Annotated in this window: 20 protein-coding genes; 13 read left to right on the top strand and 7 right to left on the bottom strand. The window is 38.0% G+C overall.

Annotated features, from left to right (window positions below; all coding sequences use genetic code 11):
* The 10 genes from rplJ to bioB all read left to right on the top strand — a co-directional run.
* Positions 1 to 313 (top strand): 50S ribosomal protein L10 (gene rplJ, locus ACR2MV_RS15765; protein ID WP_434023174.1); only part of this gene is annotated, 313 nt, incomplete at its 5' end.
* Between the two features lie 45 nt (positions 314 to 358).
* Entirely contained in the window at positions 359 to 733 is a 375-nt protein-coding gene (rplL, locus tag ACR2MV_RS15760; RefSeq protein WP_434023172.1) for a 50S ribosomal protein L7/L12, read from the top strand.
* Between the two features lie 111 nt (positions 734 to 844).
* Positions 845 to 4660 (top strand): DNA-directed RNA polymerase subunit beta, encoded by a 3816-nt coding sequence (gene rpoB / locus ACR2MV_RS15755; RefSeq protein ID WP_434023171.1) that lies wholly within the window; start codon positions 845 to 847, stop codon positions 4658 to 4660.
* A 72-nt stretch (positions 4661 to 4732) separates the two neighbouring features.
* Positions 4733 to 9001 (top strand): DNA-directed RNA polymerase subunit beta', encoded by a 4269-nt coding sequence (gene rpoC, locus ACR2MV_RS15750; protein ID WP_434023170.1) that lies wholly within the window; start codon positions 4733 to 4735, stop codon positions 8999 to 9001.
* Between the two features lie 54 nt (positions 9002 to 9055).
* A complete protein-coding gene (locus ACR2MV_RS15745; RefSeq protein ID WP_434023168.1) occupies positions 9056 to 9364 on the top strand; it encodes a DUF3467 domain-containing protein in 309 nt (102 codons plus the stop codon).
* Positions 9365 to 9412: 48 nt separating this feature from the next.
* Positions 9413 to 10543, top strand: coding sequence for an aminotransferase class I/II-fold pyridoxal phosphate-dependent enzyme (locus ACR2MV_RS15740; protein ID WP_434023167.1), 1131 nt, complete (start codon positions 9413 to 9415; stop codon positions 10541 to 10543).
* Between the two features lie 16 nt (positions 10544 to 10559).
* Positions 10560 to 11180, top strand: coding sequence for a dethiobiotin synthase (gene bioD / locus ACR2MV_RS15735; protein ID WP_434023166.1), 621 nt, complete (start codon positions 10560 to 10562; stop codon positions 11178 to 11180).
* Complete coding sequence (gene bioA / locus ACR2MV_RS15730; RefSeq protein WP_434023164.1) at positions 11180 to 12445, top strand: adenosylmethionine--8-amino-7-oxononanoate transaminase; 1266 nt, start codon at positions 11180 to 11182, stop codon at positions 12443 to 12445. The genes bioD and bioA overlap by 1 nt, the downstream gene beginning before the upstream one ends.
* A 1-nt stretch (position 12446) precedes the next feature.
* Positions 12447 to 13604: a beta-ketoacyl synthase N-terminal-like domain-containing protein gene (locus tag ACR2MV_RS15725; protein WP_434023162.1), complete on the top strand. Its 1158-nt coding sequence runs from the start codon at positions 12447 to 12449 to the stop codon at positions 13602 to 13604.
* 43 nt (positions 13605 to 13647) lie between these two features.
* Positions 13648 to 14739 (top strand): biotin synthase BioB, encoded by a 1092-nt coding sequence (gene bioB / locus ACR2MV_RS15720; RefSeq protein WP_434023160.1) that lies wholly within the window; start codon positions 13648 to 13650, stop codon positions 14737 to 14739.
* 6 nt (positions 14740 to 14745) lie between these two features.
* Here the strand turns inward: bioB and ACR2MV_RS15715 are convergent, their stop codons facing one another.
* Positions 14746 to 16608 carry a hypothetical protein gene (locus tag ACR2MV_RS15715; protein ID WP_434023159.1) on the bottom strand — a complete coding sequence of 621 codons (1863 nt, stop codon included), beginning with the start codon at positions 16606 to 16608 and terminating at the stop codon, positions 14746 to 14748.
* Between the two features lie 122 nt (positions 16609 to 16730).
* Here ACR2MV_RS15715 and ACR2MV_RS15710 point away from each other — a divergent pair, with 122 nt between their 5' ends.
* The 3 genes from ACR2MV_RS15710 to ACR2MV_RS15700 are packed head-to-tail and all read left to right on the top strand — an operon-like array spanning position 16731 to position 18355.
* Positions 16731 to 17399 (top strand): DUF2461 domain-containing protein, encoded by a 669-nt coding sequence (locus ACR2MV_RS15710; RefSeq protein WP_434023158.1) that lies wholly within the window; start codon positions 16731 to 16733, stop codon positions 17397 to 17399.
* Positions 17400 to 17401: 2 nt separating this feature from the next.
* Positions 17402 to 17725 carry an Mpo1-like protein gene (locus ACR2MV_RS15705; protein ID WP_434023157.1) on the top strand — a complete coding sequence of 108 codons (324 nt, stop codon included), beginning with the start codon at positions 17402 to 17404 and terminating at the stop codon, positions 17723 to 17725.
* Between the two features lie 42 nt (positions 17726 to 17767).
* Positions 17768 to 18355, top strand: coding sequence for a peroxiredoxin-like family protein (locus ACR2MV_RS15700; RefSeq protein WP_434023155.1), 588 nt, complete (start codon positions 17768 to 17770; stop codon positions 18353 to 18355).
* 69 nt (positions 18356 to 18424) lie between these two features.
* On the opposite strand, the gene groL is transcribed toward ACR2MV_RS15700, so the two are convergent.
* The 6 genes from groL to ACR2MV_RS15670 all read right to left on the bottom strand — a co-directional run.
* Entirely contained in the window at positions 18425 to 20059 is a 1635-nt protein-coding gene (groL, locus tag ACR2MV_RS15695; protein WP_434023154.1) for a chaperonin GroEL, read from the bottom strand.
* A 30-nt stretch (positions 20060 to 20089) separates the two neighbouring features.
* Positions 20090 to 20368 carry a co-chaperone GroES gene (locus ACR2MV_RS15690; RefSeq protein WP_290289791.1) on the bottom strand — a complete coding sequence of 93 codons (279 nt, stop codon included), beginning with the start codon at positions 20366 to 20368 and terminating at the stop codon, positions 20090 to 20092.
* Positions 20369 to 20502: 134 nt separating this feature from the next.
* The gene (gene secG / locus ACR2MV_RS15685; protein ID WP_434023151.1) at positions 20503 to 20844 is read right to left on the bottom strand and encodes a preprotein translocase subunit SecG; all 342 of its coding nucleotides are present in this window, start codon (positions 20842 to 20844) and stop codon (positions 20503 to 20505) included.
* 8 nt (positions 20845 to 20852) lie between these two features.
* Positions 20853 to 21662, bottom strand: coding sequence for a tetratricopeptide repeat protein (locus ACR2MV_RS15680; protein ID WP_434023149.1), 810 nt, complete (start codon positions 21660 to 21662; stop codon positions 20853 to 20855).
* 3 nt (positions 21663 to 21665) lie between these two features.
* Positions 21666 to 22169 carry an LptE family protein gene (locus tag ACR2MV_RS15675; protein WP_434023148.1) on the bottom strand — a complete coding sequence of 168 codons (504 nt, stop codon included), beginning with the start codon at positions 22167 to 22169 and terminating at the stop codon, positions 21666 to 21668.
* Between the two features lie 93 nt (positions 22170 to 22262).
* A partial coding sequence (locus tag ACR2MV_RS15670) for a sigma 54-interacting transcriptional regulator (protein ID WP_434023147.1) occupies positions 22263 to 23164 on the bottom strand: 902 nt, incomplete at its 5' end.

Genomic DNA, 23164 nt, shown 5'->3' with positions numbered 1-23164 from the left:
CTTTGGAGATTTACCAAACGTACTTAAAGGAAATACTTCCTTAATGATGTCTGAAACTGGAAATGCTCCAGCAAAGGTGATCAAAGCGTTTCGTAAAGGAAATGAAAAGCCAATTCTTAAAGGTGCTTATGTTGAGGAAGCTGTATATGTTGGAGATGACCAATTAGATGCTTTAGTAGACATTAAATCTAAAGAAGAGGTTATTGGAGAAATCATCGGATTGTTGCAATCACCAGCGAAGAATGTTATTTCAGCACTTCAATCTGGAGGAGGTAAGATTCATGGTATACTTCAAACTTTATCAGAAAAATAATAAACACACTAATAAACTAAATAATAAAATTTAAACAGTAGAAAAATGGCAGAGTTGAAAGATTTCGCAGAACAATTAGTTAACTTAACAGTAAAAGAGGTTAATGAATTGGCAAATATTTTGAAAGATGAGTATGGTATTGAGCCTGCAGCAGCTGCAGTAGCAGTAGCAGGACCTGCAGGTGGTGGTGAAGCCGCTGCTGAGGAGCAAACAGAATTTGATGTTATCCTTAAAGCCGCAGGTGGTTCTAAATTAGCTGTAGTTAAATTGGTTAAAGAACTAACCGGTTTAGGTTTAAAAGAAGCTAAAGGAATCGTTGATAGTGCACCAGCACCTATCAAAGAAGGTATCTCTAAAGATGAGGCAGAAGGTCTTAAAAAATCTTTAGAAGAGGCTGGAGCGGAAGTTGAGCTTAAGTAATTCGCTTAGCAACTAAACAGTTGAGGTTTAGGTCTTTGGGGTAATACCGCTTAGACCTAAACCATTTTGCATATATATTCGTTCTTATAATTTAATTTAAATTTATCTCCATTGGCAACGAAACAAAAAACCCAAAGAGTAAACTTTGCATCAGCTAAATTGATCACCGAATATCCAGATTTCCTTGATATTCAAATAAAATCATTCCAAGATTTTTTTCAATTAGAAACAAAATCAGATGAGAGAAGTGACGAAGGTTTGTATAAAACCTTTATGGAAAACTTCCCGATCACCGACACAAGAAATAATTTCGTTTTAGAATTCCTCGATTACTTTGTTGATCCACCAAGATATTCCATCCAGGAATGTATTGAAAGAGGACTTACATATAGTGTGCCTCTTAAAGCACGTTTAAAGTTATATTGTACTGATCCGGAACATGAAGATTTCGAAACCATTGTTCAGGATGTTTATTTAGGGGTAATTCCTTACATGACGCATAGTGGTACTTTTGTGATTAACGGAGCAGAGAGAGTTGTTGTTTCTCAGTTACACAGATCACCAGGTGTTTTCTTTGGTCAGTCTTTTCACGCTAATGGAACTAAATTGTATTCAGCCAGAGTAATTCCTTTTAAAGGATCCTGGATTGAATTTGCAACAGATATCAATCAGGTGATGTTCGCCTATATTGATAGAAAGAAAAAATTACCGGTAACTACTTTATTTAGAGCCATTGGCTTCGAAAGAGATAAAGATATTCTGGAGATTTTTGACCTTGCCGAAGAGGTAAAAGTGTCAAAAAGTGGACTTAAAAAGGTGCTGGAAAGAAAGCTGGCAGCGAGAGTTCTAAAAACATGGTTTGAGGATTTCGTTGATGAGGATACAGGTGAAGTTGTATCTATTGAGCGTAATGAAATCGTACTTGACAGGGATACAATCCTTGAAAAGGAGCATATAGAAGAGATTATTGAATCTGGTGCTAAAACCATTTTATTACACAAATTAGAAAATGACGCAGGTGATTATGCTATTATTCATAACACCTTGCAAAAGGATCCGACAAACTCTGAAAAAGAGGCTGTTGAACATATATACCGTCAGTTACGTAATGCTGAGCCGCCAGATTATGAAACGGCAAAAGGTATTATCAATAAATTGTTCTTTTCTGAACAACGATATAATCTTGGAGAAGTTGGTCGTTACAGAATGAACAAGAAATTAGGTCTTGATGTTGATATTGAACAAAAAGTATTGACAAAAGAAGATATTATAACCATTGTTAAGAATTTAATCAATTTGGTAAATTCAAAAGCAGAGGTTGATGATATTGATCACTTATCAAATCGTCGTGTTCGTACTGTTGGAGAGCAGTTAGCAGGGCAGTTTGGTGTAGGTTTATCAAGAATGGCGCGTACCATTCGTGAAAGAATGAACGTACGTGACAATGAGGTGTTTACACCAATTGATTTGATCAATGCGAAAACATTGTCTTCCGTAATCAACTCCTTCTTTGGAACCAATCAGTTATCTCAGTTTATGGATCAAACCAATCCACTTGCAGAGATTACACACAAACGTAGGTTGTCCGCACTTGGACCTGGAGGTCTTTCTCGTGAAAGAGCAGGTTTTGAGGTTCGTGACGTTCACTTTACCCATTATGGTAGATTGTGTCCTATTGAAACTCCTGAAGGTCCGAATATTGGATTGATTTCGTCACTTGCTGTTTATGCCAAAGTGAATAATTTAGGGTTTATCGAAACACCATACAGAAATGTTAATGAAGGTTTGGTGGATAGAACTGAAGAACCTATTTACTTGAGTGCAGAAGAGGAAGAAGGGAGAAAAATTGCCCAGTCAAATCTTGAATTAGATGATCATGGCAAAATTGTTCTTGAAAAAGTAGTTGCTAGAGAAGATGGTGATTTCCCAGTAGTTCCTGTAAGTGAAGTAAATTACATGGATGTATCTCCTAATCAAATTTCTTCAATTTCGGCTTCATTGATTCCATTTTTGGAGCATGATGATGCGAACAGGGCTTTGATGGGATCAAACATGATGCGTCAGGCAGTACCATTAATGCGTCCTGAATCTCCAATTGTGGGAACCGGTCTTGAAAGAAGAGTTGCCGAGGATTCAAGAATTTTGATCAATGCAGAAGGAAATGGAGAAGTAGTTTATGTAGATTCTGACAGAATTGAAATAAAATACGAACGTACTGATAATGACAGAATTGTAAGTTTTGATACAGATAGCAAAGTTTATGAACTGATCAAGTTTAGAAAAACGAACCAGGGTACTTCAATCAACCTTCACCCAATTGTTAGTAAAGGGGATAAGGTAGTAAAAGGACAGGTTCTTTGTGAAGGATATGCCACTGAAAAAGGTGAATTGGCCTTGGGTAGAAACATGAAGGTAGCCTTTATGCCTTGGAAAGGATATAATTTTGAGGATGCGATCGTAATATCTGAAAAGGTGGTACGTGAGGATATCTTTACTTCTATTCATATTGATGAATATGCACTTGATGTAAGGGATACCAAATTAGGAGCTGAGGAGTTAACTGCTGACATTCCAAATGTGAGTGAAGAAGCGACCAAAGATCTTGATGAAAATGGTATGATCAGAATTGGTGCAGAAATCAAGCCAGGTGATATTTTGATTGGTAAGATTACTCCTAAAGGAGAATCTGATCCAACGCCGGAAGAGAAATTGTTGAGAGCGATTTTTGGTGATAATGCCGGTGATGTAAAAGATGCTTCATTGAAAGCGTCTCCTTCATTGAGAGGTGTGGTTATCGATAAGAAATTATTCCAAAGAGCGATTAAGGATAAGGCAAAGAGAGTGAAGGATAAAGAAGAGGTGAACAGCCTTGAAATTGAATTCTCTGTTGAATATGACAAGTTGAGAAATGTTTTACTTGACAAACTATTTGGTTTGATCAATGGAAAAACTTCTCAGGGTGTTCAAAATGACCTTGGAGAGGAAATATTACCAAAAGGTAAAAAGTTCACACTAAAAATGTTGAATTCAGTGACTGATTTTGAGCATTTAACGAAAGGTGTTTGGACTACCGATAAAGACCTTAATGACTTAGTGAACAGATTGATTCACAATTATAAGATCAAGTTAAGTGACCTGCAGGGATCATTGAGAAGAAAGAAATTTGCGGTGACTGTTGGTGATGAATTACCAAAAGGTATTATCAAATTAGCAAAAATATATGTTGCTAAAAAACGTAAATTAAAAGTAGGAGATAAAATGGCCGGTCGTCACGGTAACAAAGGTATTGTTGCTCGTATCGTACGACAGGAGGATATGCCTTTCTTAGAAGATGGAACTCCGGTGGATATCGTATTGAATCCGCTAGGTGTACCTTCAAGGATGAACATTGGTCAGATTTATGAAACTGTTCTTGGATGGGCAGGTCAGAATCTTGGAGAAAAATATGCGACGCCAATTTTTGATGGTGCTCATATAGACGAGATCACTGATCTTACCAGAAAAGCAGGAATTCCTGATTTTGGACATACCTATCTTTACGATGGTGGAACAGGGGAGCGATTTGATCAACCGGCAACCGTTGGTGTGATCTATATCATCAAACTGGGTCACATGATTGAAGATAAGATGCATGCTCGTTCTATCGGACCTTACTCATTGATTACACAACAACCATTGGGTGGTAAAGCTCAATTTGGTGGACAGCGTTTTGGTGAGATGGAGGTTTGGGCTCTTGAGGCCTATGGAGCGTCATCTACATTAAGAGAGATCCTAACGGTAAAATCTGATGACGTACTTGGTAGAGCTAAGACTTACGAAGCGATCGTTAAAGGCGATAAAATGCCGGAGCCAGGATTGCCTGAGTCTTTCAACGTATTGATGCACGAACTGAAAGGACTAGGTCTAGACCTTAAGTTAGAAGAATAATAACAATCCAGGTCCCGTCTTTCTAAGGCGGGACTTCAATATAATTTTTACATTTTAATTCTATCCATTACCATGGCAAGACAAAGAGAAAAATACACTGTAAAAAAATTTAATAAAATTACGATTGGTCTGGCTTCTCCTGAAACCATCCTTGAGAAATCAAAAGGAGAGGTATTAAAGCCGGAAACCATTAACTACCGTACGCACAAACCAGAAAGAGACGGATTGTTTTGTGAGAGAATCTTTGGACCTATCAAAGATTATGAATGTGCCTGTGGAAAGTACAAGAGAATTCGTTACAAAGGAATCATTTGTGACCGTTGTGGGGTTGAAGTAACAGAGAAAAAAGTGCGTAGAGACAGGGTTGGTCATATCAACCTGGTTGTACCTGTTGCACATATCTGGTATTTCAGATCACTTCCAAACAAAATGGGATACCTATTAGGTTTACCTTCTAAGAAATTAGACATGATCATATACTACGAGAGATACGTAGTGATTCAGCCAGGTATTGCCAAGAATGAAGAAGGTGAGCCATTGCAAAAAATGGATTTCTTAACAGAAGAGGAGTACTTAAACATTTTAGAAACGCTTCCACAAGAAAATCAATATCTTGATGATAATGATCCTGACAAGTTCATCGCCAAAATGGGTGCTGAATGTTTGATCGAATTATTAGCGAGAATTGACTTGGATGCCTTGTCATATGAATTAAGACATAAGGCAAATACAGAAACTTCTAAGCAGCGTAAAATGGAAGCTTTAAAACGATTGAATGTCGTTGAAGCCTTCAGAGATGCAAATACACGTAAAGAGAATAAGCCAGAGTGGATGATCATGAAGGTTGTTCCGGTGATTCCGCCAGAACTAAGACCATTGGTTCCTTTGGATGGAGGTAGGTTTGCTACTTCAGATTTAAATGATCTTTACAGAAGGGTTATTATCAGAAATAACCGTTTAAAAAGATTGATGGAGATCAAGGCGCCTGAGGTGATCTTGAGAAATGAGAAACGTATGTTGCAGGAATCAGTAGATTCATTGTTTGACAACACACGTAAATCATCTGCGGTTAAAACAGAATCTAACAGACCGTTAAAGTCGCTTTCAGATTCATTAAAAGGTAAGCAAGGACGTTTCCGTCAGAACCTGTTAGGTAAGCGTGTGGATTATTCAGCACGTTCGGTAATTGTTGTTGGGCCTGAATTAAGATTATACGAATGTGGATTGCCAAAAGATATGGCAGCAGAATTGTACAAGCCTTTTATTATCAGAAAGCTGATTGAAAGAGGGATTGTAAAGACTGTAAAATCTGCAAAGAAGATTATAGATAAAAGAGAACCTGTAGTTTGGGATATTTTAGAGAATGTATTGAAAGGACATCCTGTATTATTGAACAGGGCCCCAACCCTTCACAGATTGGGTATACAGGCTTTCCAACCTAAACTAATTGAAGGAAAAGCAATTCAGTTACACCCATTGGTATGTACTGCATTTAATGCGGATTTTGATGGTGACCAGATGGCGGTACACCTTCCATTAGGACAGGAAGCGATTCTTGAGGCGCAATTATTAATGCTTGCTTCTCATAATATTTTGAACCCGGCGAACGGATCTCCGATTACAGTACCTTCTCAGGATATGGTATTGGGTCTTTATTATATGACCAAAGAGCGTCTTTCGACCCCGGATTTCAAAGTGAAAGGTGAAGGAACTACGTTCTATTCTCTGGAAGAAGTGAAAATTGCTTTTAATGAGAAGAAAGTAGATCTGAATGCGAGTATCAAAGTCAGAGGAAGAGATTTCAATGAAGAAGGAGAATTGACGGATCAGATCATAAAGACAACTGTTGGTCGTGTATTATTCAATGAAGTGGTTCCTGAAAAAGCAGGATACATCAATGAGGTATTGACCAAAAGATCTTTAAGAGATATTATCGGTGATATTTTAAAAGTTACTGATGTGCCTACTACAGGTAGGTTCCTTGATAGTATCAAGAATATGGGATATAAATTTGCCTTCCAGGGTGGTTTATCATTCAGTTTGGGAGATATTATTATTCCGGAAGAAAAATATGATATGATTGATTCTGCCAACAAGCAGGTGGATTCTATTATGTCAAGTTATAACATGGGTATGCTGACCAACAAGGAAAGATACAACCAGGTAATTGATATCTGGGGTTCTACCAATAACAGGTTGACAGAATTATCTATGAAGCGTCTAAGAGAAGACCAACAAGGTTTTAACTCTGTATATATGATGCTTGATTCTGGTGCAAGGGGATCTAAAGAGCAGATCAGACAGTTAACCGGTATGCGTGGTTTGATGGCGAAACCTAAAAAATCAACTGCTGGTGGTGGTGAAATTATTGAGAACCCGATTCTTTCTAACTTTAAAGAAGGACTATCGATTCTTGAATACTTTATCTCAACCCACGGTGCGAGAAAAGGTTTGGCGGATACGGCTTTGAAAACGGCCGATGCGGGATACCTTACAAGAAGACTTGTTGATGTTGCACAGGATGTAATTATCAATGAAGAAGATTGTGGTACCCTAAGAGGATTAGAGGTGAAGCCTCTTAAAAATAACGATGAAATTGTTGAGACGCTTTCTGAAAGAATTTTCGGTAGGGTATCTCTACATGATGTATATAGTCCGAAGACCAATGAGATCATAGTAAATGCTGGCGACTTATTCACAGAAGAAGCTGTGAAAAGAGTAGAAGCTGCTGAGCTGGATGCAATTGAGGTTCGTTCTGCACTTACTTGTGAGGCTAAAAAAGGTATCTGTACAAAATGTTACGGAGTGAGTCTTTCAAGTAATAACATGGTTCAAAGAGGTGAGGCTGTAGGTGTTGTAGCCGCTCAGTCAATTGGAGAACCTGGTACGCAGTTAACATTGAGAACCTTCCACGTAGGTGGTATTGCAGGAAACATTTCTGAAGATTCTAGGTTGGTTGCAAATCATGGTGGTGAGCTAGTCATTGATGATCTTAAAACTGTTGATGGTGTAGACAACGAAGGAAACCCTGTGAAAATTGTGATTTCCAGAACAAGTGAATTCAAGATATTTGATAAGAAATCAGGAATTGTTTTAAGTACGAATAACATTCCTTACGGTTCTCATATTTTTGTTGAAAATAAGGGTAAAATCAAAAAAGGTGATGTCATTTGTCAATGGGATCCATATAATGGTGTGATCGTTTCTGAGTTTGGTGGTAAAGCCGTTTTCGAAGATGTTATCGAAGGAGTTACATATCAGGTGGAGATGGATGAGCAAACTGGATTTAAGGAAAAAGTAATATCTGAGGCTAAAAAGCAACGAGTAATTCCAACGTTACATGTGCAAACTAAAAGTGGAGAAACTCAGAGATCTTACTCTTTACCTGTAGGTGCTCACTTATTGATTGAAGAAGGTCAGAAAATTGAATCAGGTCAAATCTTAGTGAAGATTCCTCGTAAGTCTGGTAAAGCGGGTGATATTACAGGTGGTCTTCCAAGGGTAACTGAATTGTTTGAAGCGAGAAATCCTTCGAACCCTGCAGTTGTTTCTGAGATTGACGGTGTTATTTCATTTGGAAAAATCAAGAGAGGTAACAGAGAGATTATTGTAGAATCGAAATTAGGAGATGTTAAGAAATATTTGGTGAAATTATCGAACCAGATTCTTGTACAGGAGAATGATTTTGTAAAAGCCGGTATGTCTCTTTCTGATGGTGCTACAACACCAACGGATATTTTGAATATCATGGGACCTGGTAAGGTTCAGGAGTATTTGGTAAACGAAATTCAGGAAGTATATCGTCTACAGGGTGTAAAAATTAATGACAAACACTTCGAGGTTGTTGTAAGACAGATGATGCGTAAGGTGAAAGTAATTGATTCAGGAGATACTATTTTCCTTGAAAACCAATTGGTTCACAAGAATGACTTTATGAGTATTAATGATAATATTTATGGACTTAAGGTAATTGAAGATCAAGGTGACTCAACTAATTTAAAAGCTGGTCAAATTGTTTCTGCACGTGCTTTAAGAGATGAAAATTCTATATTACGTAGAAACGATAAGAATCTATTGATTGCTCGTGATGCCGTTCCTGCAACTGCAGAACCTATATTACAAGGTATAACACGTGCATCGCTTCAGACGAAGTCATTTATTTCGGCTGCTTCCTTCCAGGAAACAACCAAAGTATTGAATGAAGCTGCCGTTAGTGGTAAAGAGGATTACCTAGAAGGTCTTAAAGAAAATGTGATTGTTGGAAAACGAATTCCTGCTGGTACGGGAATGAGAGAATACGATCACCTAATCGTAGGCCCAAAGGATGAAATAGAGAGTTAATCTTAATCATATAAAAGGCACGAGTTATCGTGCCTTTTTTTTTAAACATAGCTTATGTCAGAAGAAAAAAAACAAAATCAGTTGAATATTGAAATAGACGAAAAAACGGCAGACGGAACCTATGCCAACCTCGCCATCATCAATCATTCAATTTCTGAATTCGTAGTGGATTTTATCAATGTAATGCCGGGCTCACCAAAGTCTAAGGTGAAATCGAGAATCATTTTGACGCCTCAACATGCCAAACGCTTGTCAAAAGCATTGGCGGATAACGTGAGTCGTTTTGAAGCGAAAAACGGAGAGATAAAAGATTATGAGCAGCCTCCTATCCCCATGAATTTTGGGCCAACAGGCCAGGCCTAAAGAAAGATAAAAAACGGGTTATTGCCCGTTTTTTTTTATTTTAGCCCTATGGATTTTCCTTCAAATTTAATGCGTAAACTGGAACTCAGACGAGAAAATGAAAGTTTACGAAGTTTGCCTTCCCAGAATACGATGATTGATTTTTCTTCGAACGATTATCTTGGTTTTGCTCAGGATCAGGAGCTTTTTGATAAGGTTCATGAGGAGCTTGAAATATATGCCCCCAGAATTGGAAGCACAGGCTCGAGGCTGTTGTCGGGTAATTTTGAATTGCACGAAGCTTTAGAAGTACAAATCGCAAATTTTTTCAAAGCAGAATCAGCCCTTTTGTTTAATTCAGGGTATGATGCCAATGTTGGTTTGCTGTCTTCAGTTCCACAACGCGGAGATCTTATTTTTTATGACGAAACTTCACATGCTTCGATTCGAGATGGTATTCGGTTGTCAAATGCCAAATCGTTGAAGTTTAAGCATAATGATCTGGATGAGCTGAGGATAAAGCTTGAGAATGCAGGACAAGCCGTCCAAAGATATGTGGTGGTTGAATCAATTTATTCCATGGATGGGGATGTTGCTCCTCTTGAGGAACTTGCATCAATGGCGACAACATATAATTTCAAACTGATCATTGATGAAGCCCATTCAACAGGTGTTTATGGCAGTAAGGGAGATGGGATGGTGAATGAACTGAATCTGACGGCCTCGGTATTTGCCAGAATTTATACCTTTGGAAAGGCGGCAGGTTGTCATGGGGCAGCTGTAGTTGGGAGCCCATTATTGAAACAATACCTTGTAAATTTTGCCCGCTCTTTTATTTATACCACGGCTATGCCTCCTCACAGTGTTTTGGCTATTAAAAACTCACTTTTATTGCTCGAATCGACTCAGAACAGAACGAAACTGCAGGAGAATATAGAATTATTTAAAAAAACGAGCGACAAGCTTGGTTTGGATGCTATTTTTATTAAAAGTGACAGCGCCATACAATGTGCCATTATTTCTTCAAATGCTAAAGTGAAGAAGATCAGCCTTCAACTCAATGCCCATAATTTTGATGTAAAGCCAATTATTAGTCCTACTGTCCCGATAGGTGAGGAGCGCATAAGATTTTGCATTCACAGCTACAATACTTCAGCTGACATCAAAGAAATTCTCTTTTTATTGAGTACTTTTGTATAGATTTTTTAAGCAGTCGATGAATAAATTTTTTATTACTGGAATTGGTACAGATGTTGGTAAAACAGTGGTTTCAGCTATTGTTGTAGAAGCATTAAAAGCAGATTATTGGAAACCGATTCAGGCTGGTGAATTGACACATTCAGATATTCATAGTGTCGAAGAATTGATTTCAAATTCAAGGTCGAGGATGCATACACATAGGTACGCATTAAAGACTCCTATGAGCCCTCATGCAGCCGCTGATATTGATGGTGTGCAAATAGAGCTTTCAGCTATGAAAGAACCTGAGACGAAGAATAACCTTGTTATTGAGGGTGCTGGTGGTTTATTGGTTCCAATTAATGAACAAGATACGATACTGGATATGATCCAAGACGATTACAAAGTAATTGTAGTTTCAAGGCATTATTTGGGAAGTATAAATCATACCTTACTGACTTTGAGTCAATTGAGATCAAAAGGTGTAGAGGTTTCTGGAATTGTGTTTAATGGTGAAGAACACCCTAGCACGGAAGCTATTATTCTAAAAATGGGGCAGGTCCAGGAAATTGGAAGAATTGATCAGGAGCTGGTCCTAGATAAAAAAGTGATCTCGAAGTATGCTCAATTATTTAAATCCAGATTAGAGGCATTATAATGAATCTTAAAGAAAGAGACAGGAAGCATTTGTGGCATCCGTTAACGCAACATAAATCACATCCCGATCACTTGCCCATTGTAAAGGCTGAAGGCGTATGGTTATTTGATGATGAAGGAAATCAATATATCGATGGTATTTCAAGTTGGTATACATGTATGTATGGGCATTGTAACCCGAAGATAATAAACGCGGTTACGGAGCAATTGCAAGCATTGGATCAAGTCGTATTTAGTGGCTTTACGCATGAACCCGCTGTAGAGTTGTCTGAAAAATTAATGAAAATTCTGCCTTCTAATATGGACAAAATTTTCTTTTCCGACAATGGATCTACTTCGGTGGATGTTGCCATAAAAATGGCCTTGCAATACTATTTTAATAAGGGTGAAAAACGAAACAAAGTAATTGCTCTTGAAAATGCTTTTCACGGAGATACTTTTGGTGCCATGTCGGTATCAGGTCTTTCTGTTTATAATGGACCTTTTGAAGACTTCTTACTGGGCATTGACAGAATTGATGTTCCGGATACTGGTAATTGGGAAGAAGTTCAAAAAAACTTCAGAGAATTACTTGATAAAAATGAAGTCGCCGCATTCATCTACGAACCTTTGGTGCAAGGTGCAGCATCTATGCATATGTATGCTGCAGAGCATCTTGAAGTTCTTATTACGATGGCCAGGGAAGCCAATGTGCTTACGATTGCAGATGAGGTCATGACTGGTTTTGGTAAAACAGGAAAAAACTTTGCTTCAGACTATATAGATATCAAACCAGATATTATTTGTTTGTCCAAATCGCTAACAGCAGGGGTTGCTCCGATGGCATTGACTTGCTGCAGCCTTGAGGTGTACCATGCTTTTTATGATGATGATATGAGCAAAGGGTTCTTTCACGGGCACACCTATTCCGCGAACCCACTGGCCTGTACCGCGGCTATTGCCGGTATTGACTTGCTGAACTCTAAGCAAATTCAGGACAGTATTGAAAGAATCAATAGAAGGCATCTGAACTTTGAAAGGCATATTGCGAGTCATCCCAAGGTAAAATCAACCCGTGTAAAAGGAGTTATTTTAGCTGTCGATTTAAATGTGGAGATGGATCGTTATGGGAAGTTACGAGACCAGTTGTATGCATTTTTTAAGGAACAGGGTGTGATTTTAAGACCATTAGGAAACACCGTATATACCTTGCCTCCGTATATAATTTCGGACAAGGAGCTGGATCAGATATATAAGGTAATTGAAAAATGTTTAGAAATTATTTGATATGAAAGAAAAGGTTTCAATCATTTCAATGGCTTCTGTATCTGCTATGGGTAGTACTGAAGACGAGATCTGGCAAAACTATCTGCAAGGTAAAACGTTGATCTCTAACAGAGAGTTCAAAAAGTTCACGGCCTTTACCAGTGATGTTCCAGAACGAATTCAAAGAGATATTGATCAGTTAAAAAAGATTAAAAATTACAAAGATCTGGATCCTTCAGTGTTGATGGCGATGTATGCTTCAAGAGCTGCCTTTAAAAAAGCCTCCTGGGAAGATGCAGTATTTGGCGTGAATATTGGTTCCTCCAGAGGTGCGACACATCTGTTCGAAAAATATTTTGAAGAATTTAGCAATAACGAGAAAGGCCATGTGAATACCTTGAGCTCACCAACAACCACTTTGGGTAATATATCCTCATGGGTAGGCCATGATTTACAGAATAAAGGGCCGGTGATCAGTCATTCAATCGCTTGTTCAACAGCATTGCATGGAATCATCAATGGCATTGCCTGGTTAGGGAGCGGAATGAGTGATAAATTTTTAGCTGGAGGGAGCGAAGCCTCGAATACGGCATTTACAATTGCTCAGATGAAGGCTTTAAAGATTTATGCAAATCAGGGGCAGGAATATCCTTGTCTTAGTCTTGATATGGAAAAAAGCAGAAATACCTTTGTTCTGGGTGAAGCAGCTGCTGTGTTTTGTTTGGAAAGAGGAAGTCATCCTGATGCTTTGGCATATATTGAAGGTATTGGCTATGCAACAGAACCCTTGAAACACAATATTTCTATTTCTACCAATGCGGATTGTTTTCAGAAATCCATGCGCATGGCCTTGCAGAATTGCGACAGCAAAGAGGTAGATGTCATAGTGACTCATACCCCGGGTACTATAAAAGGGGACAGTTCGGAATGCAATGCCATAAAAATAGTGTTCGGTGATCATCATCCTGCGCTGACCAGTAATAAATGGTTGATAGGCCATTCTTTGGGAGCTTCAGGAGGAATGAGTTTGGAAATGGCTATTTTAATGATGAAAAATCAACAGTTTGTTCCAGTACCTTTTGGCAGCTTTAAAAAGAAACCAGATCAGATAAAGAAGGTGCTTGTAAATGCTGTAGGTTTCGGTGGAAATGCAGTAAGTGTATTACTTTCTTTAGATTAATACAGCGCGTTTCCGTATTTTTGAATTTTTAAAAATTATTTAGATGAGTACCTATACCAAAGAAGAAATAATCGAGATATATAACAAACCATTGATGGAACTTATCTTTGAAGCCGCCCAGGTGCATCGAAAGTATCATGATCCATCTAAGGTTCAGGTGAGTACTCTGATATCGATTAAAACAGGAGGTTGCCCAGAAGATTGTGGCTATTGTCCGCAGGCGGCAAGATACCATACTCAAATTGATAAAAATGAATTATTACCCTACGAAACGGTACTAAATCTGGCGAAAAGAGCAAAAGATAATGGCTCTTCTCGAGTTTGTATGGGGGCAGCATGGAGAAATGTGAAAGAAGGAGAAGATTTTGAAAGTGTTTTAAAAATGGTGAGCGGGATCAGCGATTTGAACATGGAAGTTTGCTGCACGCTTGGTATGGTTACTGAAAGTCAGGCAACTCGATTGGCTGAGGCCGGACTGCATTATTACAACCATAATCTAGATACCTCTGAAGAATATTATAAAGAAGTAATCTCTACAAGGGGATATGAGGACCGTCTTGAGACCTTGGACAACGTTAGGAAAAGTGCGTTAAAAGTATGCTCTGGTGGTATCATTGGAATGGGAGAAAAAGTAGAAGACAGGGCTGGGATGCTACTCAGTTTGTCGAAGCTGGATCCACAACCTGAATCGGTACCAATTAACGCTTTGGTAGCTGTAGAAGGAACACCACTTGAAGAGCAAACCATTGTACCTGTTTGGGATGTGGTCAGAATGATTGCAACCACACGCATTGTGATGCCTAAAACGACCGTACGTTTATCTGCCGGAAGAACTGAAATGAGTACAGAAGGCCAGGCCCTGTGTTTCATGGCGGGCGCATCGTCTATTTTTGCAGGCGAAAAACTCTTGACTACACCAAATCCCGGAGAAGACAAAGACGCTGAAATGTTTTCTTTGCTAGGCTTGATTCCGACAGAAAAGAAAAAAGACAATACAGGGAAGTTTAAGATTCGCAAATCGCTGGTGGAGGCGGAAACATCTAAAAAATGGAGCAGACCAGGGCATACCATTGAAAGAAATTTACAGGCTACTGAAAAAGCAAAGGAAATTAGAAAATCTTTGAAAGAGGGTTAATCTTTTTTAATCTGAAGATACTCTGATAAACCCACGATAGGTTCCTAAATAAAAACTGTTTTTCGGACCAAAAGTAAAGGTGCCCCAGATATTATTGAAAACCTTACGATCGTAGTGTTTATTGCCCAGCGATCCTGCTTTCATAAAGATATTTATATTATCCTTAAATTCACCTTTGTCAAAGTATAACTTTGAATAAGCTACCCTTAATCCTGTTTTGAAATCGATGCCTGTAACCATCCAGTCACGGTGATTTTTACCGTTATTTTCTTCTCGATTATATACGTAAAGCATACCTGTTCTGGTAGATAATTTGGGAGTGGCTGTTTTACAGTCGTAGACACCACTGGCCGGCCATCCCTCAACAGGTTCAAATGTACCAGACGTTTCATTCAGATCAAATCGCATGATCCCTCCAGGGGTAGGGTTTACTTTAAAGGGGTCTGAATAACCATAAGTATTGGCAACGATATAGGTATTGTTATACGCGACGGCCGAATTTTCTACGGCACTACCATCATCTCCAAATAACGGCAGTTTGCTGACGAGTTCACCATTGTCCTGTCTAAAAATACAGAGGTTTATTTTGCCTTCAGCATTGTCGCATATTCCCACAAAGCGATCATCCATTAAAGTAGGTGTTGTTCCACTACCAGCATTCAAATGACCAGGTCTGTTTTCCATATTATTGTCATACACCAAATCACCTTTTTTAAAAGTTTCAGCCCATTTAGGATCAAGTTCTATTTCTTTAGTGGTTTCATTAAACCGTAATTTGTACAATGCAATATTGGAGACAATATAAACACCGTCTTTTCCTACCGAAAAGGAATTTTGAATTTCTTCATGTGTGTCTTTGTCAATTTTCAATGTGGTCCGTGCCAGGTTTCTGGCCTCCGGGTTAATACTATCTTTATGTATCTGGGGCAGGAGCTGTTCGATTTTAGAAAGGGATTCAGGATAGTGCTCCTTGATTTTTTCTCGCAATTGAAAATAGCCGATAAACGTGGAGTATACTTTTGGACAACCTTCATCTGTTTTATCTTCTCTGTGAATCAGTCCAACAACCCCCTGTCTTGACGTGAACCATATATTGCCTTTTGCATCAGGCATCAGCGCTGTAAGTTGATTCAGCCTATCTTTTTGAGACAAATGAGGTTCCACTAAATTTCCAGCTTCAACCTGTTGTTTTAAATTGATCGATTCAACCTGATGATTAAATTTGCGATTTTCTACGGTAACTCGCAATATATTGTTATTTGCTCCGGGAATATATATTCTGTTTTTGTTGGAAATATAGGAATAAGCGCCTCCAGCAGTATTGCTGAAAATCTTTCCCCTTCCTTTTTTACCGGCCAATTCAAATGCTGAACTACCCCTGCCTGGCACAGGCAAATAATCTAATACCTGAATGGTATCTTTAATATCTAATAACAATAAGGTCGTATTGGCTCTACCAAAAGATAGTGTTGCCATAGTTGTGTCATTTATAAATGCGAAGGTCGGGCACATACCAGAAAAATCACCTCCTTTTTGCTTGACATGAAAATATTGAACCTGTGTATTGTTAAGAGTGGGACCTGGTCTGTTTGAAACGTCTGATGATCTCGGGCCCTCGTGCATAGCAGCAGTATATCCCTGTTTCATATAAGGATGATCCCATTTAGGTTGCGCAGGTAATGGGCCGGGAATTTTTTTTTCTCCTTTGGTATATTCCAGCCATTCTGGATACCAGTCAATATCAATTTTCCCGAATTTAGGTTCATAGTCAAATTTTTTCGTAGGAGACATATTCTTTACACTGCAATTTTGGGCTAAACTGACTGATGCTGATAGAAAGATAGTTGCTAGTAAAATTACTCTGATCATGTGCGAGTTTGGTTAATTGGAAGTTTAAAGTTAAAAAATATTATTGAAATTCATAAAAGGAACTGTTTCTGTACTTTAAACTATTTTTTGTATTTTTCAAAGGCTGTTATATACATTCAATTATGAAATACTTTAGTAACGACTATCTCGAATTCTTTAAAGAATTGGCTGCCAATAACCATAAAGATTGGTTCGATGAAAATAGAAAGCGTTATGAAACTGTTGTTAGAGAACCGTTTAAGGTTTTTATAGGGGATCTGATAAAAGAACTGGCGGTAAATGACCCAGACTTGGATTTAGAACCTAAAGACGCGATTTTCAGGATCAATAGGGATATTCGATTTTCAAAAGATAAAACCCCTTATAAACTGAATAATTCAGCCATTATAAGTAGCAAAGGTAGAAAAGATAAAAACCATCCGGGAGTTTATATTGAATTAGGGCCTGAAAAACTAGCATTTTATGGAGGTATTTATATGCCGGATTCTAAGCAGGTCCAAAAATTACGAACTTATTTTACGGAACATTTAAGTGACTTGAAGGGATTGATTGAGGCTCCTGGTTTTATGGATAATTTTGGGAGTATCGAAGGTGAAAAAAGTAAGAGAATACCAAAGGAATTCAGAGACGTAGCCGAGGTACAGCCTTTAATTGTAAATAAACAATGGTATTATTTTACACATCAGGAACCGGAAGTCATTCTTTCCGATACATTGATGCCGTCTATCCTGGCATTAGAAAATGCTGCATTACCTATAAAAAGATTCTTAACAAATGCCTTATACAGTTGATCATGAGCAGAATTAAAACATATGCTGAGTTCTATCAGTTTTATCTATCAGAACATCAGAATAAAACGTGTAGAATATTGCATTTTACGGGTACTCTGTTAGTCTTCGTTCTCGCTGTATTGGCTGTTTATCTGGGTAATAATGTATTGTGGATTTTTGTTCCTATTATGGGATATGGTTTTGCCTGGGTAGGTCATTATTTTTTTGAAAAAAATAAACCTGCCACTTTTTCGTACCCTCTTTGGAGCCTGGTTTCGGATTTTAGAATGTTCTTCGATATATTGATTGGAAAAATTTCTTTTGACGGAAATAAAGATAAATTGTAATGACTTCTTATGGCTTCGTCTAAGTCGAAAAAACGCTTACAAATGAAATTATTAGTTAGTCTTTTTTTGACCTTTTCCACTGGTTTGTTGATGGGTCAGATAGATAATGAGCATCTGAAGGTTGGAGCAAGCGCTCCACGGATTATTGCGAAAGATCAACATGGTGAACTTATTGATTCACAAGAAATATTAAAAGAACACCAACTCTTGCTTATTTTTTACAGAGGAAATTGGTGTCCTCACTGTCAAAAGCATTTGAATGCACTGCAGTCACATTTACAGGAATTAAAGAGCAAAGGTGTTTTTGTCGTTGTGGTGAGCCCGGAAAGTGAAGCGCGTACAAAAGAAACCTCAGAGATGATTTCAAGTGATTTTGCCATTGTGCATGACAAAGGAAATGTTATCATGAATGACTACAAGGTGGCTTTTGAGGTAAATAAAGAGACAGTACCTACATATTATGAAAAAATGAATGATTTACTGGCTACCTATAATGTGGACAATAGCAATGTTTTGCCGGTTCCGGCAACCTATCTGATCAGCAAAGCTGGTAAAATCAGTTATGTGCATTACGATCCTGATTATAAAAATCGTTCGGATCTGGCTGAGGTCCTTGAAATGGTAGAATAAAAAAACACCTGATGGAGTCATCCAATCAGGTGTTTTGTTTTTATTGACGTACAGTTTTTTTAAACTGTCTTACATCATTCCTGGCATTCCACCTCCCATTGGAGGCATCGGAGGAGCAGGAGTATCTTCTTTGATATCTACTAATGCACATTCAGTGGTTAGGATCATTCCAGAAACAGAAGCTGCATTTTCAAGAGCAATTCTGGTTACTTTTGTCGGGTCGATAATTCCAGCCTTATGCATATGTACAAACTCTTCCGTTTTTGCATTGAATCCGAAATCATCTTTTCCTTCTAAAACTTTAGATACAATCACAGAACCCTCGTTCCCTGCATTTTCTGCAATCTGACGTAAAGGCTCTTCGATAGCTCTTGCTACAATTTTAACCCCTGTAGCTTCATCCTGATTGTCAGTTTTTATATCTACAAGTTTTTGTTTAGATCTTACCAAGGCAACACCACCACCTGCGATGATTCCTTCTTCAACTGCGGCTCTTGTTGCATGCAAAGCATCATCCACACGATCTTTCTTCTCTTTCATTTCAACCTCACTGGCTGCACCTACATATAACACAGCAACACCACCAGCCAATTTAGCCAAACGCTCCTGCAATTTTTCTTTGTCGTAATCAGAAGTCGTTGTTTCAATTTGAGATTTAATTTGACTCACTCTCGCTTTGATCGTATCACCATCACCAGCACCATTTACCACGGTTGTATTGTCTTTATCAATACTTACTCTTTCTGCAGTACCCAACATATCGATTGTTGCGTTTTCCAAAGTAAATCCTCTTTCTTCTGCAACAACTGTTCCACCAGTTAAAATCGCGATATCCTCGAGCATTGCTTTTCTTCTATCTCCAAAACCTGGAGCTTTTACAGCAGCAATTTTAAGAGAACCTCTTAATTTATTTACTACAAGAGTTGCTAATGCTTCTCCGTCAATATCTTCTGCAATAATCAATAAAGGCTTTCCTGACTGAGCAACTGGCTCTAGAACTGGCAGTAAATCTTTCATTGTAGAGATTTTTTTGTCGTATAATAAGATGTAAGGTGATTCAAGATCAGCGATCATTTTCTCAGAATCAGTTACAAAGTAAGGAGACAAGTAACCTCTGTCAAATTGCATACCTTCAACGATATCAACATGAGTTTCAGTTCCTTTGGCTTCTTCAACAGTGATAACACCTTCTTTTCCTACCTTGTCAAATGCTTCTGCGATCAAGTTTCCTACAGACTCATCGTTGTTGGCAGAGATAGATGCCACTTGCTTTATTTTATCAAGCTTGTTACCAACTAATTGAGATTGATCATGAAGATCAGCAATAATGACTTCAACAGCTTTATCAATTCCGTGTTTTAAGTCAAGTGGATTTGCACCCGCTGCAACATTTTTTAATCCTTCCTTTACAATTGCCTGTGCTAAAACAGTAGCAGTAGTAGTACCATCACCAGCAAGGTCATTTGTTTTAGATGCTACTTCCTTTACCATTTGTGCACCCATGTTTTCATGAGCATCTTCCAATTCAATTTCTTTAGCAACTGTTACACCATCCTTAGTAATTTGAGGTCCGCCAAAAGCTTTACCGATTACTACGTTACGACCTTTTGGTCCTAAAGTTACTTTTACTGCATTTGCCAATGCATCCACGCCACGTTTTAAACCATCGCGTGAGTCTATATCAAAAATTATATCTTTTGCCATTTTTCTTGTTGTTTTAAGTTTGTATGTGGATTAAACGATTGCGAAAATATCACTCTCTCGCATGATCAAATAATCGTTACCGTCTAATTTTAATTCTGTACCTGCAAATTTGCCATATAAAACTGTATCTCCAATTTGAACAGTCATGGGCTCATCTTTACTACCATTTCCAACTGCTACTACTTTTCCTTGTTGAGGTTTTTCTTTGGCTGAATCCGGGATATAAATTCCAGATGCTGTTTTGGTTTCAGCCGCTAGAGGCTCAATAAGAACTCTATCCGCTAGAGGCTTAATTGTTAATTTACTCATTATATAAATTTTAAGGTTATTAATATTTTCTTCAATTGTGCAAAAACATTGCCATTATGTAAAAACTGACAAATGTCAAAAAAAAATGCCAACGTGTCATTACGTTGGCATTTTAAGCGTATTTTTTCTACAACTTAGTTACTGCTGTCTATCACTTTGTCAGTGTCTAAGGCCTGAGGTGTTTCCAACACTTCTCTGTCATTGATGATTCCTTCAGTTTCAGATCTTAGATCTACAGAATTTTGTCTTGGAATCGCAAAATTCGATAAAAGAATAAGTGCAAATAAGGCGATTGCTAATCCCCACGTACTTTTGTCCAGGAAATTTGTAGTGTTTTGAACACCACCAAGATTTTGAGATCCACTGCCACCGAAGGAAGAAGAAAGACCTCCACCTTTTGGGTTTTGTACCATGATAACCAGTATTAGTAATACTGAAACGATTATTATCAAAACTAAAAATAAAAGATATGACATAATTTATATTATTTTTCTTGTAATTTTTTGATTGCTTGAATTTGGTGTGCAAAGAAACTACTTTTTTCCGGATATTTCAAACTTAAAATGGTAAAAGCCGTTATCGCTTTTTCATACTTTTTTTGCTCCACATAAACATGTGCCAAGGTTTCAGTCATCAAGCTCTCATTCTCCTGAACACTATCCATAGCGATGTCCGTATAACTATCATATAGTGAGGGGTTTATTTTAGGACTACTGGCAATAAACTTGTCGATGAGATCATTGTTTTTATTGCTTTTCTTGGGTAGATCTAAGCTGTTTTCCAAGACCTTGGTTTCTTCTTTAGGAGAAGATTCGCTTCTGTCTATAGGTTCATAACTACTCAATTGCAGCCATTCTCTGAACGAGAAAGTTTCATCACTTTTGAAATCTAATGGCTGACCAATCTTTAAAACTTCCTCCGGGCTGGCTTCACCTGAACTGTCATTCGCAGCCTCTTCTTTTATTTCTTCTTCTGCTACTTCTGAAGTATCAATTTGATTTTGCTGAATTGAATTCGTTTCTTTCGAAATCAGATTTTCAGGTGCGGCGTGAATATCCTGGTCATCCGCTGTAATATGATCAAATAACAAAGAACGGTCTGTTGTATAGGCTGCTGTTATTTTTAGATAATCATTGTATTTAAAACTGCGTCTTTTTTTTAAGCCTTTTAAATGAAGGTAATGCGCCACCTGAAAATAAGGATATTGTTCAGTAATTTCCTGCAGTCCCTGAATCTGACCTTTTTTAATCAGTTCGGGGTGAGATAAGATGTCATTAAATTCAATTAAGTTCATATTCTACCATTTGGCAACTGCAGCATTAAATATATCCTGGGTGATTCGTTCAAAGATATCCTCATAGGCAGCCTCAAGGACTGAGCCAGTCAGTTGTAAGCTCCCATCATAATCACTATAAAATGAGAAGGTTTGTTCAAAATTATCTTCTTCATTAAGCCTGTTATAATAGCGCACTCGAACACCCACAGTGAGTCTGTTTTGTGCTGCGGTCTGCTCAGCAGTGGCTGCTATTGGTGTAATCCTGTACTGAGTTATTTCCCCTTCAAAATGCAAATCCCCTCCGGCGTCGGTTAATTTGAGATTGGTTTGTCTTAAAAATAAATCCTGAAGAGCCAGCGTAAAACTTTGACTTAAAGTGGGTTCTACAAGGATAGCTGTATTGGGAAAGTAATCTATTTGAATAGTCTTAGCATCTCCGGTGCTTCCTCCCGTAAAAGAATAAACGCCACATCCCAGAGGTATCAGAAGATAAAGGAAAGCGAATCCAAATAGTATTTTTTTCATGTTGAACTTTTCGTATAAACCCAGATGGGGACCTTGTTCTAAGAAGAACACAGCATAATTAAGATGAACAAATAAACAATTAAAGCACCGAAATCACAAATTATATTGGTTTATTTTTCGGTATAAAGTTCGTTCAGAAATCCCTAATTCCTTGGCTGCGAGTTTTCTTTTCCCCTTGTTTCTTTCGAGGGCCTGTTTGATCATTTCAACTTCTTTTTCCTGCAAAGAGACTGTTTCTTCAATGGTCTCAGCATCGTCGAAAGAAACTACATTCGGATTGGGTTCGTAGGTCTCTCTTTCTCCCTGAGAAATGATTTCCAAAGTAGGAGCCTCATCTCCGTCTTCAGATTTTCCGTATAATTTGTCAATCAGAATCTGCGTGTTCTTTTCCTTATTGTCAGGAATGTCCTCATTCAACAATTCCTTGGTTAGCTTTTTGAGATCCGTAATGTCGTTTCTCATGTCAAACAGAATCTTGTAAAGGATCTCTCTTTCATTCGCAAAATCACTGTCAGGCTTTTTATCAGAAACCAATGCAGGAAGGTTTTGATTGTAATCAGGTAAATAAGTTCGAAGAATTTCACCTGTGATATTCCTGTTTTGTTCAATAACAGAAATTTGCTCTGTCAGGTTTCTCAATTGGCGGATATTTCCTTTCCATTGATTTGATACCAAAGCTTCTACAGCGCTCTCATCGAGTCGAATAGTTGGCATATTGTATTTCTGAGCAAAATCTGCTGCAAACTTTCTGAATAAAAGATGAATGTCATCCGGCCTGTTTCTCAGAGCAGGTAGGTAAATTTCTACTGTACTTAATCGATAGTATAAATCTTCTCTGAACTTCCCTTTTTGAATTGCCTCTGCCATATTTAAATTGGTGGCTGCAACAATCCGGACATTGGTCTTTTGCACTTTAGAGGACCCCACTTTAAAAAATTCTCCGTTTTCTAAAATTCTCAACAGTCGAACCTGCGTTGTTAAGGGCAGTTCTCCAA

The sequence above is a fragment of the Lutimonas sp. genome (genome assembly GCF_051011215.1).
Classification (GTDB): domain Bacteria; phylum Bacteroidota; class Bacteroidia; order Flavobacteriales; family Flavobacteriaceae; genus Lutimonas.
This window is presented reverse-complemented; position numbering and strand designations above follow the sequence as displayed.

Excerpts from the sequence above, each read along its gene's own strand:
- rplL (WP_434023172.1), top strand. The coding sequence starts at position 359 with ATGGCAGAGTTGAAAGATTTCGCAGAACAATTAGTTAACTTAACAGTA.
- ACR2MV_RS15715 (WP_434023159.1), bottom strand. The coding sequence starts at position 16,608 with ATGATCAGAGTAATTTTACTAGCAACTATCTTTCTATCAGCATCAGTC.
- ACR2MV_RS15710 (WP_434023158.1), top strand. The coding sequence starts at position 16,731 with ATGAAATACTTTAGTAACGACTATCTCGAATTCTTTAAAGAATTGGCT.
- bioA (WP_434023164.1), top strand. The coding sequence starts at position 11,180 with ATGAATCTTAAAGAAAGAGACAGGAAGCATTTGTGGCATCCGTTAACG.
- bioD (WP_434023166.1), top strand. The coding sequence starts at position 10,560 with ATGAATAAATTTTTTATTACTGGAATTGGTACAGATGTTGGTAAAACA.
- rpoC (WP_434023170.1), top strand. The coding sequence starts at position 4,733 with ATGGCAAGACAAAGAGAAAAATACACTGTAAAAAAATTTAATAAAATT.
- bioB (WP_434023160.1), top strand. The coding sequence starts at position 13,648 with ATGAGTACCTATACCAAAGAAGAAATAATCGAGATATATAACAAACCA.
- ACR2MV_RS15745 (WP_434023168.1), top strand. The coding sequence starts at position 9,056 with ATGTCAGAAGAAAAAAAACAAAATCAGTTGAATATTGAAATAGACGAA.
- ACR2MV_RS15675 (WP_434023148.1), bottom strand. The coding sequence starts at position 22,169 with ATGAAAAAAATACTATTTGGATTCGCTTTCCTTTATCTTCTGATACCT.
- groL (WP_434023154.1), bottom strand. The coding sequence starts at position 20,059 with ATGGCAAAAGATATAATTTTTGATATAGACTCACGCGATGGTTTAAAA.
- ACR2MV_RS15690 (WP_290289791.1), bottom strand. The coding sequence starts at position 20,368 with ATGAGTAAATTAACAATTAAGCCTCTAGCGGATAGAGTTCTTATTGAG.
- secG (WP_434023151.1), bottom strand. The coding sequence starts at position 20,844 with ATGTCATATCTTTTATTTTTAGTTTTGATAATAATCGTTTCAGTATTA.
- ACR2MV_RS15740 (WP_434023167.1), top strand. The coding sequence starts at position 9,413 with ATGGATTTTCCTTCAAATTTAATGCGTAAACTGGAACTCAGACGAGAA.
- ACR2MV_RS15725 (WP_434023162.1), top strand. The coding sequence starts at position 12,447 with ATGAAAGAAAAGGTTTCAATCATTTCAATGGCTTCTGTATCTGCTATG.
- ACR2MV_RS15680 (WP_434023149.1), bottom strand. The coding sequence starts at position 21,662 with ATGAACTTAATTGAATTTAATGACATCTTATCTCACCCCGAACTGATT.
- ACR2MV_RS15705 (WP_434023157.1), top strand. The coding sequence starts at position 17,402 with ATGAGCAGAATTAAAACATATGCTGAGTTCTATCAGTTTTATCTATCA.
- ACR2MV_RS15700 (WP_434023155.1), top strand. The coding sequence starts at position 17,768 with ATGAAATTATTAGTTAGTCTTTTTTTGACCTTTTCCACTGGTTTGTTG.